A 14,872-nucleotide genomic window follows, 5' to 3' on the forward strand; every position below is an offset into this window, starting at 1 on the left:
GTCGTCTAAACCGTGGTTAGGAATTTCTTTACCATGAAAGACGCAGCATTTCCACGCTCTCCTTATCTGGGAGCGTTCCACCTTTGTGCAACGTGGCTCGCGCTCACCTGCCCCGTTACGGCGCAGCCTCCCTCCCCCGTTCCTGTCATCGCTCCACCCGATGCGCGGAGCGAGACATCTGGACTTCTCCCCTTACAAGCCATTCCTCAGGCAGCCATAGCGCCCGACATGGCTCCTGCTGGACAGATTGGTCCTGCATGGATTCCCATCGGACCGGCGGCCACCATTGGAGGACAGGTAACAGTCCCGCCAAACAATGAAATCGGTGGGGCGGTGCAGTCCGTGGCCATTCACCCCACGAATCCGGACATCATGTATGTCGCGACGGTAAATGGCGGCGTCTGGAAGACGACAAACGGTACTGCAACGAGTCCATCTTGGACACCGCTGATGGACACGGTGCAGTCGCTTAACATGGGCGCGCTGGAATTTGACCCGACCGACGCTACCTATCAAACGTTGGTGGCAAGCAGTGCACGAGAGAGCAGTCTGGGAGGCCAGGGCGGCGGCCGTATCGGCGTATTGCGCACGACAGATGGCGGAGCCACGTGGTCGGTTCTTAGCACAAGCTTGTTTGTAAATGAGAACCTCAGCAGCGTGGCGGCACGTGGAACGGTCATTCTGACGGCGTCGGATACCGATTATACTTCCGGCTTTTTCCCGGCCAACGGCAGCGGTCTCTTCCGCAGCACGAGTACAGGAGCATCATTCACGCTGGTTTCGGGCACCAACGGACTGCCTGCCGGGCCGATCAGCGATCTGATCGGAGATCCCTCAAATCCCAGCCGATTCTTTGCCGTGGTGCGTACCGTGGGGGTCTTCCGAAGTGATGACACTGGCGCAACGTGGACTAACGTGACCGGCAACATCACTGGATTCTCCACCAGTGTTGTGAAGTCGGAGATGGCCTTGTTTAACAACGGCACCAACTCTGCGCTTTACATTGCTCTGCTGGGCTCGAGCGCGCCGTTAAGTCTCTGGCGCTCCACAACGCTCGGCACGACCTGGACCCAGATGGACACGCCGAGCACGGGCGGACAGACGAATGTGCACTTCTCCATCGCGACAGACCGCAACGATCCCAAGTATGTGTATGTCGGCGGCCAGAGCGGCCGTTATCGCGGGGATGCGACTGCAGCGGCGGGCTCGCAGCTGACGAGCCTGCACTCGCCGAATTCCAGCAGCACGACACCGCACGCGGACTCGCGCGAGATGTTCTGCTCTCCGGACGGCACGCTGGTGGAAACGAGTGATGGCGGCATTTATCGTCGTCCAAATCCGACGAATAACACGAGTGCCTGGAATTCGGCCAACGGTAACCTCGCCTGCTTTGAGGCCCATAACGTGGCCTATGATGCGGTCAATCACATCGCCATGCTCGGCGCTCAGGACAATGGCTGCCACATCCAGCTTTCGAGCACGAACACCGTGTGGCAATGGATCAGCGGAGGTGACGGTGGAGCGGTGGCGATTGACGACACGAGCACGGCGAACACCTCGATCCGCTACGGCAGCTCTCAAAACTTGGGCGGATTTTATCGCAAAACGTACAATGCATCCAATGTGCTGCAAAGTACCGTCAGCCCGGCTTTGACGGTATTGAACGGCGGGCCGGCGATCAGCGGATCTTTCTCCACGCCGATCCAGTTGAACAAGGTGGATGCCACACGTCTGATCATCGGCGCCAGCAACGCTGCGTACGAGTCGCTCAACCGCGGTGACACGGTGACAGCGCTTTCCCCGACCTCCAGTGTGAACGGATCGAGCAGCACGGGCGGTCCTGTCGCCTATGGTGGCTGGCTCAATGGAACACCCAATCCGGACATCCTTTACTATGGCTCGGGCTCGACTGTTAAGATCCGCACGACTTCCGGAGGCGCGGTTTCGAGCACGGCAGCCGCATTCCCCGGCGGAACGGTGCAGGACATTGTTTTGGATCGCAATGACTACCGTCATGTGTTTGTGGCCGGGACGTCCTCGGTTTATCACAGCCCGGACTCGGGCGCGACGTGGATCAATATCACGGGCGATCTGACAGGTGTCGGCGTGACGCGTACGCTGGAGTTTTTCAAACTCTACGGAACGGACTGCGTGGCCGTGGGAACAGACCTGGGCCTGTATGTCTCATTCGTGAATAATCTGGGTGTGTGGCAGAAGCTTGGCACGGGCTTTCCTAACGCGATCTGCTTCGACATGACCTACAGCGTGGCTGACAGTGTGCTCGTGGTCGGCACGCTGGGACGCAGCGTCTGGAAGCTTCCGATTCAAACAACACCGCTCAACTACCTGACCATCTCCCTGACGAGCAACACGGCCACCGAAGGCGATGCACCTCTGACGGCCATGGTCACGGCTGTGCCGACGCCCACGAGCGACCTGACGGTGTCGCTGACTTCGAACGACATTTCGGAAGTGCAGGTTCCCGCGACAGTGACGATCCTGGCCAATCAATCCAGCGCCAGCTTTGCAGCGACCGTGCTGGATGATGCGCTGCTCGACGGCACGCAGACCGCCACGCTCTCCGCGAGCGCAACGGGTTACTTTGGTGGAACGAACACGCTGACGGTGCAGGACAATGAAACAGCAACCCTGACGGTGAGCATGCCCGCAAGCGCTACGGAAGGGTCAGGAACCGTGCAGGGCACGGTGACGATGAGCGCTCCTGCTGACAGTCAGGTGACTGTCAGCCTCGCGTCGAATGACAGCACCGCGGCCACGGTGCCCGCGACCATGACCATCGCGGCAGGCCAGACTTCTGGCACATTTACGATTACAATTGTCGATGACAACAAGATCGACGGCACCCAGAACGCGACCATCTCTGCGAGTGTGGCGAACTGGACAACCGGGAGCGCCTCCATCGCGGTGCTGGACAATGAAACGACGACCCTCAGTGTTTCACTGCCGGCCACGGTGCTGGAGGGCGGCACGGGGACGGGCACCGTCTCCATTCCTGGTACCTTGACCACCGGGCTGACGGTTTCGCTCTCATCAAACATCACATCGCGACTCACGGTGCCTTCCGCTGTCACCATTGCAGCGGGCAGTACTTCGGCGACGTTCACAGCGACGGGAGTGAACAACTCGCTGCTCGATGGCAGTGCCACGGTGACGGTGACTGCGACGGCATCTGGTTTTACCAGCGGGTCGGGAACAACGACTGTCCTCGACAACGACGTTCATCATTATGTTTGGAACACCGTCGGGTCGCCCCAGGGGCGCGGCGTTCCCTTTACGGCAACGATCACGGCGCAGTCCATCGACAACTTAAACATCTCCAGCTACACAGGCACGGCCGCGCTGACAGCCAATGGGACGAGCGGCGCTGATTTGATCTCGCCCACCACGACGACGGCTTTTGTGGCTGGCACTTGGACGGGCAGCATCACGGTAAACAGTTTCGACACCAATGTGGTGCTGACGGCAAACGATGGCTCGGGACATACAGGAAGCAGCAATGCCTTCAACGTGTCCACCGGCCCATTGCATCACTTTTCCTGGAACACGCAAAGTGCACGTGGGGTAAACACACCTGCGAGTGCCACGATCACGGCGCAGGACGCCGGCAACAATACCGTTACGAGTTTCGCAGGCACCGTGGCATTGAGCGGCCTGGCAGCCAACCCGGCGGGCTCGTCCGTGGTGATTTCAGAGGTCAACACGAACACCCCTGATGAAATTGAGTTCACCAATGTGGGGCTCACTCCGGTGAGCATCGGCGGCTGGACCATTGTATACTGGGACTACGATACAGCTGCAACGGCTTCCAAGTCGTTCACGATCCCTGCCGGCACGACACTTGGAGCAGGACAGATATTCCGGCTCACAGAATTTGGCACATCACCCGGCACTTTCCCGCAGTTCTACACCGGGGCAAACATCAACTGGACTTCTGGCACAACTGACAATGTGGGGGTGATGCTGCGGGACGCGAGTGGCGGGATCACGGACTTCATGTGTGCGGCGGGCCTGACAGCCTCCAGCATCACATCGCCCGTCACCATTCCGACGACCCAATGGTCAGGAGCTCCCGTGGCTGCGCCTTCTGATCCAAGCTTCAGCTACGTGCGTACGGGCAGCTCTGACTTAAACACTTCCGCAAACTGGACGACGGCAGCGCCGGGCATCGGAACATTAAACTCAGGACTGACAATCCCGTTTCCATCCTCGACGCTGGCAGTTCAGGTAAATCCAACGGTTAGCGGCAGTTTCTCGTCGGGTGTCTGGACGGGCAATCTCACGGTGAACCAGATCGCCAGCCAGATGAAGCTGCGCGCGGATGATGGATCAAGCCATACCGGAGACAGCTCCTCGTTCGACGTTACCGGGACGCTTTCCTTGAGCGTGCCTTCCAGCGCCCCGGAGAACAACCCGCCGGTGACAGGGACAGTCACCGTGTCATCTCCGCCTGCGGGGAATCTGGTCGTTGCACTTACGAGCAGTGACATCACCGCTGCGACGGTGCCTGCGACGGTTACGATTTTGGCAGGGCAAACCAGCGCGACGTTCTCGATTACGCTGGTGGACGATTTGAACATCGACGGCACGCAGGTGGCCACCATCACCGCCCATCTGTCGAACTGGACGGATGCGACAGCGAACATCAACGTGCTGGATAATGAAACACTCGCCCTGGCCTTGTTTCTTCCTGGGGCTGTGACTGAAGGATCGACGGCCACCGGGACTGTTTCCGCCTCGGGCGCTGTGGCAAATGATCTGGTAGTCTCGCTGGCCTCAAACACGACTTCTCGCCTTACCGTGCCTGCCACGGCCACGATCCTGGCCGGATCGTCTTCAGCGACGTTCACTGTGACCGGCGTGGACAATGCGCTCACAGATGGCAGCGCGCCGGTCAATGTGACGGCCTCGGCCAACGGCTACACCGGTGCGAATGCGAATACGACCGTGCTCGACAATGACGTGCATCATTACGGCTTTGCCAGCATTCCATCGCCCCAGACGAAGGGCGTCGGCTTCAGCGTAAGCATCACGGCTTACGAGCTCGGCAACAATGTGATCGCCACATACAACGGCACGCCAACGCTCACGGCGACGGGCACTGGGGGCGCGAACGCCATCTCTCCGGGCAATGCGAGTGGTTTCATCAACGGTGTATGGACCGGACAGGTGACGGCGTTCATCACGGACACCAATGTGACTCTGTCCGTCAGCGACGGTTTGGGACATTCCGGATCGAGCAATGCATTCGACATCATCAATCCGGTAAACGTTCTGACGGTGGTGGAACCGTTGACACCCGTGAGCTTGAGCGTGGGGCAGAATCCGCGTGCGCAACTGATCACCGGCGCAGATAGCAACTTCTATGGCACCACCGTTTCCGGCGGCAACAGCAACCAGGGCAGCGTCTATAAAATGACGACGTCAGGAGTCATCACCACATTGGTGAACTTTTATGGTGCGAACGGGATGCAGCCCAATGCCGGACTCATTTTGGGAAGTGACGGCAACTACTACGGCACCACCACTTCCGGCGGTGTGAACAACCTGGGCACCGTTTTCAAGATGACTCCAGGGGGAGTACTAACCACGCTGGTGCATCTGACGACCACCAGCGGCACCGCTCCGCGTGCTCCGCTGCTGCAAGCGGCAGATGGCAACTTCTACGGCACAACCAGCGGTGGCGGCAGCAGCAGTTTTGGCACGATCTTCAAGATGACGCCCTCAGGGGTGCTTTCGGTGCTGGTAAATTTCACGGGAACCACCAGCACGGCTTATGGTTCTTCCTGTCAGGCAGGACTGATCCAGGGGGTGGATGGAAATCTCTATGGTGTGACTTCCACTGGCGGCAGCGGTGGTGGCAATGGCACGGTATTCAAAGTGACCACCAGTGGAACCTTCACGTCTCTGGCTTCGTTCACCGGCACCACTGGCACCGTCATCGGTGCCACGCCGCTGGCAGCCTTGGTGCAGGGCAGCGACGGAAACTTGTACGGTACCACAAGTGCGGGCGGCAGCGGCACGTCTCTAGGCTCCGTCTTCAAAATTACGACCGCCGGGGTGTTTACGAGTTTGTTCAGCTTTACCGGTACCACCGGCTCCTTCCTGGGGTCGAGTCCGCAGGCAGCGCTGGTGCAGGCGAGCGATGGCACGCTGTGGGGCAGCACATCCGGTGGCGGCACAAACAGCGTCGGCACATTGTTCAAGACGACCACATCTGGAACATTCACGAGTATTCGCAGCCTGGTCTCCAGCTCGGACGGTTCCACTCCCATCGGGGCCCTGAAATTGCACAGTGACGGCAACTTCTACGGTATTTGCAACAGCGGCAGCACCCAGTCTCGCGGAAGTGTGTTCAGCTATAACCCGACGAGCAGCACCTTCACCCGTTTGTATAGTTTTGTGGTCAGTCCTGCTTATTTCAAAAACCTCATTCAAGCCAGCGATGGGAATTTTTACGGCGGCACCGCGAATGGAAACGCCGGCTTCAACAGCGTTTTCAAGCTCACACCGGCCGGCGTCTTGACCACGCTCGCGTCGTTCACTTCCAACAGTTTTGCCGCTCCCTACCTGCTTCAGGGCGCCGATGGAAATCTTTACGGGGCTGTGCCAACGGAAGGCACCTACGGCCAGTTGTTCAAGCTGACCACAAGCGGTTCCAAGACGACCCTTGTGTCGTTCACCAATACTTCAGGTTCGTTTCCGGGCAGCGCTCCCATCACGGGACTGATGCAGGACACCGATGGCACTCTGTTTGGCACCACGTCTTCGGGTGGCACTGGCGGGGGCTTCGGCACGGCCTACAAGGTGACCACAGGAGGAACGTTTACTTCCCTGGCGTCGTTTACCAACACTTCTGGAGCGGCCGTGGGAAACTCGCCCCCCTCGCGACTCGTGAAGGGGACGGATGGGGCCTATTATGGAACGACTACCAATGGAGGAACAGGTGGTTTGGGCACGATCTACAAAATCAGCGCCGCCGGTGTTTTCACTAACGTCGTTCAGTTCACCGGCACCACCGGCAGCTTTCCCGGAACCAATCCAAACACGACCCTGCTGCTGGCGGGCGATGGCAACTTCTATGGCACCACCACCAGCGGAGGCACTGGTGGATTTGGCACCCTTTTCAAGCTCACTGCGGACGGCACGGGAGTGTTTACTTCGCTGGTGAGCTTCACGAATACGAGCGGCTCATTCCTTGGCAACGCACCTTCGACCAACCTGGTGCAGGGCAGCGACGGAAACATCTACGGCACTACGACGGGCGGGGGCTCGGGCGGCGGCTTCGGCACGGTCTTCAAAATCACACCCGGAGGAGTTTTCACTGCTCTGACGAGCTTCACCGGCACCACAGGCACCGTGCCCGGCACTTCTCCGCACGGCACGCTGCGGCAGGGGGCTGATGGCTTTTTTTATGGAACGACCTCCTCGGGCGGTCTCTATGGAATAGGAACGGTGTTCCGCGTCAGCTCCACCGGCAGCTTCCAAAGCCTCTATGCATTTGGCAGCAACAACGACGGCGGCTCGCCGAACATAAACGGCTCAAATCTTTACCCAGATGCCTACCGTCTCGTGGCAGGCTCGGATGGCTACCTCTACGGGGTGAATGGATCATCGGTCTTCCGTGTGCATCAGCAGCCTGCGGCGCAGACCATCTCCGTGACGGGGCTCACGCCGACAGGCGCCACTTTGAGCGCAAGCGTGATACCGAACCAAGACCTCGCGACGGCGTCCTTCCAATACGGGCTGAACACGAACTACGGTTCGCAGACGGCGTCACAAAATCTCGGCGTGGGAACTGCCTTCACGCCGGTGACTGCGGCGCTCACGGGCTTGCTGCCCGGAGTGGTGTACCACTACCGCCTTGCCACGGTGACCCCGCAGGGTACGTTTTACAGCGCGGATCAAACCTTCGCGACGACCGGTGCACCGCAGGTGATCACCGGCTCATTCCCAAATGCCGCGCAGACCGGCTTTTCGTTGGACGGGGTGGTCAATCCTCTGGGCACGGCCACGACCTATTACTTCGAGTATGGCGAAGACACGAGCTATGGCGAGCAAACCACGGTGCAGAATGCTGGCAGCGGCATCGCGGCATTGCCCGTGAGCGTGACGGTGAATGATCTGCTCCCCGGCACAACGTATCATGTGCGTCTGGTGGCGGCCAACAGCTTCGGCATCAGTTATGGCGACGACCAGATCATAAAAACGCCCGACGCATTTACCACCACGCTGGGTGATGAAGAGATGGAAGAATTCGAGGAGGGCAACATCAACTGGGATGAGTGGGCAACGGGCGCGGCGGCGGCGGCCACATTCGGGACAAACACGCTGCAGACGATCTCGCAGTATCTGAGCACTGGCACAACACCGCTGGCACCGCTGTTCAAGGGAAGTGACGGTTACTTTTACGGCACCACTGCCACAGGCGGAACGTTCGGAACTGGCGGTGCCATCTTCCGTGTTTCCCAGGGCGGAACTATGACGACGCTGGCAAACCTGTATGGCACGGCCAACAACAGCTTCACCGGCTACAATCCTCAGGCGACGCTTGTGAGTGCCCCTGACGGAAACTTCTACGGAACCACCGTGGACGGCGGCACGTCCAGCAACTACGGCTGCGTCTTCCGCATGACCCCGGCGGGCGATGTCTCGGTGATGGTCACATTCAACAACACTGGCTATCCCTATGGTTCCGATCCTGTGGCATCGCTCACCGTCGGGCCTGACGGGGCACTCTATGGCGTGACGCAGAACGGAGGCACCGGATCTTCCGGCACCATTTTTAAAATCACGACGGGCGGGACGTTCACCACCCTCGTCAGTTTCACTGGCAGCACGGGTTCTTATCTCGGCTCCAGTCCGCGTGCCGCTCTTACCCTCGGCGTGGATGGAAACTTCTACGGCACCACCGCATCGGGCGGGAGTGGCGGCTCTGGGACCATCTTCAAGATGACTCCTGCAGGCGTGCTGACCACGCTGGTGCAGTTCACCGGCACCTCGGGCACTTACCCTGGCTCCACGCCCCTGGCGGCGCTTGTGCAGGGGACGGACGGAGTGCTCTACGGCACCACGAGCCTGGGTGGCGCAAACAATCTGGGCACCGTTTTCAAGGTCACTACAACCGCGACCTTCACCTCGCTCACGGCGTTTTCCGGCACGACGGGAAGCGTGCTCGGCTCCCTGCCAAAAGGCGCGCTCGTGCAGCTCTCTGACAGCAACCTTTACGGTACTACACAAACCGGCGGCTTGAACAACTTTGGCACCATTTTCCAGATAACGCCTGCCGGCGTCCTCAATACGCTGGTAAACTTGACCGGTGCTACTGGCAGCGCGCTTGGCGCGACCCCGCAGGGTGCGCTCGTCACCGGTACGGACGGTTCGATGTATGGCACCACGAACACCGGTGGCCTCAACAATGCAGGGACGATCTTCAAATGCTCGAGCGCAGGGTTGTTTACCACGTTGGTAAACTTCACTGCGGCGCCATCCGTGGGACGTCTCATTCAGGGAGGCGGTGCCCAGCTCTACGGCGCGACGTTGGGCGCTGGCGGTGCTAATGGCTACGGCACCCTTTTCTCCGCTCCGACTGCGGGTGCGCCCCAGACGCTTGCCACCCTGGCGCCAGTGTCCGGCACCACTGCTTTAAATGCGAGAGCGGGCCTCGTCCTGGGGGCGGATGGAAACTACTATGGCACGACCCAGACCGGTGGACTGCTCAACAACGGTTCTGTCTTCAAGCTCACGCCAGCGGGCGTTTATACAACGCTCATCAGTTTCACGGGCACCAGCGGCGCCAATCCTGGTTCGAGTCCGCTGGCGGCACTCGTTGCCGGTTCCGATGGTAATTTCTATGGCACCAACGCCAGCGGCGGAACCAGCAGCGCCGGAAATGTGTTCATGATGACTCCGGCTGGAACGCAGACCATCCTCGCCACATTCACAGGAACCACGGGTGCCACCCTCGGCAGCAGTCCGCAGGGACCGCTGATCCAGGGCAGTGACAACACCTACTACGGAACAACGACTTCCGGAGGCAGCGGCGGTGGTTTTGGCACGGTGTTCAAGGTCACGTCTGGCGGAGTGTTTTCCAATCTCGTCAACTTCACCGGAACCACGGGGGCAGTTCTTGGTACTTCCCCAACTGGGGTCTTGGCGCAGGGAGCGGATGGCGCCTACTATGGTGTCACGAGCAGCGGTGGCCTGAGCAACTTGGGCACAGTCTTCAAAATGACCGCCGCCGGTGTATTCACCAACCTGGCAAGCTTCACCGGCACCACTGGCAGTCTGCTGGGTTCATCACCGACCGGGGGGCTCTTCGCCGGGCCTGATGGCTGTTTGTATGGAGTTACAATCGGAGGAGGAACGTACAACCTCGGTACTCTCTTCAGAGTCACCCCTGATGGTGTCGTGTCATACATCTATTCATTCACGGGGCGCAATGATGGCATCACGCCGAACCTCGGTCTTTTGCTGGCAAGCGACGGATTCTTGTACGGCGGAAATTCCACGGGCATCTACAAAGTCAACCCGCCACCGGTCGTGCTCGCGTTGCCAGCCACCGATGTCACCGACACGACCGCAACGATCAACGGCTCCATCACCGGAAACAACTACGTAGGATTTGTGCATTTCCAATATGGGGCCACCTCGGCATACGGTTTTATTACGGAGGATGAGCCATTTGACGCAAGCACCACCCCCGACACGCCGTCCGCGGCCCTGACGGGACTTCAGCCGCTGCAAACTTATCATTACCGTTTTTCGGCAGTCACTCCGTTTGGTAATTTTGACAGTCCGGACCAAACCTTCACCACGTCTTCGACCGCCACCTTCAACACTGCTTCAGATGTGCCGGTCGTCGCCACCGGTTATGATGCCACAGGGATGCAGCTAAACGTCGTGCTCGGGTTCGCACCCACGCCGGGGACCATCCTGAAGCTTGTGGACAACAACGGCTTCATACCCGTCAACGGCACCTTCAACAATCTGCCCGGCGGCGCCACCGTCACCGCCAGCTTTGGGGCTCAAAATTACACGTTCGTCATCAGCTACAGCGGTGGCGACGGCAACGACATCACGCTCACGCTGGTTACGCAGTCCATCAACTTTCCTGCGCTTCCCAACAAGCTCACGACGGACGTGCCTTACACCCTGAATGCCACTGCCACGAGCGGTCTGCCGGTCAGCTACGCCATTACCAGCGGTGCTGCATCGGCCTCGATCAGCGGAAACACCGTCACATTGACCGGCACTCCGGGTGCGGTCAGTGTCACGGCCACGCAGGCCGGAGATGGTGGCACGTATGGGCCGGCACTCGCGGTGACACGGACTTTCATCGTGGTGTCCGGTTCGCCCTTTGTGCAGCTTTCGAGCAGCAAGCTCAATTACGCCACGCTCGGCATCAAGGCTGATGGCACCCTTTGGGGCTGGGGCTACAATGGATATGGTCAGCTTGGCAATGGCACCACCAATACCTCGTATGCTCCGACGCAGGTGGGCACCGCGACGAACTGGAAATATATCAGCGTCGGTGGTTATCACGTCCTCGCGGTGAAGACTGATGGCACTCTCTGGGCCTGGGGTGCCAATACCTACGGTGCTATTGGCGATGGCACCAACACCCAGCGCAACTCCCCGGTCCAGGTGGGTGCATTGACGACGTGGGCCGCTGTTGCCGCCGGCGTGTATCACACGGTTGCTCTCAAGACCGACGGAACGCTCTGGGCCTGTGGATACAATGCTGATGGAGAACTTGGCCAGGGCACATCCGACTCGTTGACGACGCACACGTCTTTGGTGCAGGTGGGAAGCGTTGCAACATGGTCGAGCGTTGTCTCCGGCAATTATCATCTGCTGGCCACCCGTACGGATGGCACGCTTTGGGCATGGGGCTACAATGTCAACGGCCAGCTGGGAACTGGATCAACCACCAATGGTGTTGCTCCGGTGCAAATTGGCACTGCGACGAACTGGACCAGCTTGTCGGGCGGCTATTATCACAGCCTCGGAGTCCGCTCAGACGGCACGCTTTGGGCTTGGGGAAGAAATGTCGAAGGTCAAATTGGCGACGCTACGCTGGTCCAACGTCAAAGTCCTTTGCAGGTGGGAACCGCCACGAATTGGAAAAGTGTGATAGCGGGCGGCTATTACTCCACCGCTATAAAACAAGACAACTCTCTGTGGACCTGGGGCCAAAATCTTTACGGGCAGCTCGGACAGGGATTCGCCGATGTCACTCCACGGCCGAACGTGCCGGCTCAAGTCGGCACGGCGAACAACTGGGCACTGCTCGCTCCCGGTTTCGACCACACGGTGGCGACACGCTCGGATGGTACGACCTGGTCCTGGGGCAATGACTCTGTCAACGAGCTTGGATACTCAACGAACAACAGGCTTCTCCTTCCCTTCGCAGCACAATTTGGAGCGGTCTCGTCAGCATCATCCGGTTTTTATCACTCCGTAGTGCTCAAGTCAGATGGAACGCTTTGGACCGCCGGTGGCAATTCGAACGGGCAGTTGGGAATTGGCACAAACGACAGCGCCGAGCACCAGGTCATGGTCCAGCCTCAGCCGGGCACGCAGTGGATCAGTGCCGCCGCCGGCGGCTATCATAGCGCCGCTGTTCGCAGCGACGGAACGCTCTGGACCTGGGGATATAACAATTACGGACAAGTGGGCGATGGCACCACCACGACACGCACCAGCGCCGTGCAGGTCGGCACAAACACGAACTGGGCCAGTGTTTCCTGCGGTAATTACTTCACCGTAGCCTTGCGCACGGACGGCACCCTGTGGGCATGGGGATACAACAGCGATGGACAGATGGGCAACGGAACCACCGGTTCCGCAGGGCAGTTCTCGCCCGTTCAGGTCGGCAGCGCCAGCGATTGGAACGCGGTCGTCTGCGGCGGTTACCACGTTCTGGCCATCAAGCAGGGAGGATCTCTATGGGGCTGGGGCTACAACGGTTACGGTCAGATCGGTGTTGGCAACACTTCCGTTCAGACGACACCGGTGCAGGTGGGAACCGCGACCACCTGGCGCAGTCTTTCTGCTGGCATGTATCACAGCATCGCCACACGCAATGACGGCACGCTTTGGACCTGGGGACGAAACATCGAAAGTCAAATCGGCGACGGCAGCACCACCCAGCGCACTGCTCCTGTGCAAATCGGTTCCGCCACCACCTGGCAAAGCGTTGGTTGCGGCTCCTATCATTCCTACGCCAGCAGGTCCGATGGCTCGCTCTGGTCCTGGGGCTACAATTTTTACAATCAGCTGGGGGATGGAGGAACGACCACTCGAAACAGTCCCACGCGTGTCGGAACCAGCACGGGCTGGGGCGTTGTTTACAAGACCCTGGGCTACCATACTCTCGCAAGCAGTTCTGACAGCAGCCTTTGGGGCTGCGGCTACACGCCCTACGGGCATACGGGTTACGCCTGGCGTAACCAGCTGGCGCCAGAACTCGTGCTGCCAGCGCTCAGTCCGCCGCAAACGATGAGTTTTCCGTCCATTCCAAACATGGCCGTGGGCGCCACCCTCACCCTCGGTGCTGCGAGCAGCAGCGGCCTGCCGGTGAGCTATCTCATCAGCGGTCCAGGAACGCTTAATGGCAGCCGCCTCACTGTGAACGGCCCCGGCCTCATCACGGTCCTGGCCTGGCAGCCCGGGGACTCTTACTTCCAGTCCTCCGACATGGCCGCGCAGTCTTTCAACGCTCCTCCGCCTGTCGTGGCGACGCTCGCCGCCACCACCGTGGGCACCACCAGCGCCACGCTCAATGGCAGCATCAATCCAAACGGCTTTACCACGACCGCGAAGTTTCAATCCGGTGTGAGCACCAGCTACGGTGTCGATACCGTTGTGTCGCTCAGTCCTTCGAATGGCACGACGCCGCAGAACATCAGCACCACACTTACCGGTTTGATCCCGGGGACAACGTATCATTTCCGCGCCAGCGGCACAAACTCGGGCGGCACCAGCACCGGGAATGATCTCACCTTCACAACGCTGAGCGCCAATCTCAGCGACCTCATCCTGGACACCGGTATGCTCACCCCGGCTTTCTCGACGTCGACTACCTCCTACTCAAGCAGCGTGAGCAACAGCATTGCAAACACCACGGTCACCGCCACGGCGGCTGACGCGGGCGCGACGCTTCAGATAAGGCTCAATGCCGGCGCGTTCACCGCGCTGACTTCCGGTGCGGCCAGCAATGCTCTGCCGCTTGGCGTCGGCGCGAACACGATCGACGTACGCGTCACCGCCTCCGATACCGTGACGATCAAAACATACACCGTCACCGTCACCCGCCGGACGCTGCTGCAAGACTGGCAGGAAGCCAATGGCGCTGCAAATCTCTCCGGTGATGACGACGGGGACGGCATCCCCAACCTGGCGGAATACGCTTTCAATCTTGACCCTCATGGCACCAACCGCCTGCCCTATAGCAACTCCATGGCCATCAATCCTGGAGACGGGCAAAAGTATCTCATGTTTGTGTATCCGCGCCGCATTGCCGCCAGCGACCTTACCTACACCGTGCAAACTTCGCCGGATCTCAGCGCTGGCAGCTGGGGAACTCCGCCCGGCGATATCACCGAGGTGGGGGCCACCCCCAATGGCGATGGCGTTACCGAGACTGTCACGGTGCGCATCGGTCCGGCCGCAAGCAGCACCACCACACGTCGTTACGTGCGCCTGCGGATTACCTCGCCGTGATCTGCCGCTCCCATCAACTGGCGGGTCGGGAGGGTGGTAAGCGCAGGTGCTCTTTGTGCGCTGCCTAACGTCTGCCCCGCTTCTGCATCAAAAACACACGAAAGAGACACTTCCGTACCGGGTATTG

Annotated in this window: 1 protein-coding gene; it reads left to right on the forward strand. The window is 59.8% G+C overall.

Going from position 1 to position 14,872, the window contains the following annotated elements:
* Positions 1-228: 228 nt before the first annotated feature.
* A complete protein-coding gene (locus tag ACILSO_RS06305) occupies positions 229-14,745 on the forward strand; it encodes a choice-of-anchor tandem repeat GloVer-containing protein (RefSeq protein ID WP_395736525.1) in 14,517 nt (4,838 codons plus the stop codon).
* Positions 14,746-14,872 lie beyond the last annotated feature (127 nt).

Source organism: Prosthecobacter sp. (genome assembly GCF_044226605.1).
GTDB lineage: Bacteria > Verrucomicrobiota > Verrucomicrobiia > Verrucomicrobiales > Verrucomicrobiaceae > Prosthecobacter.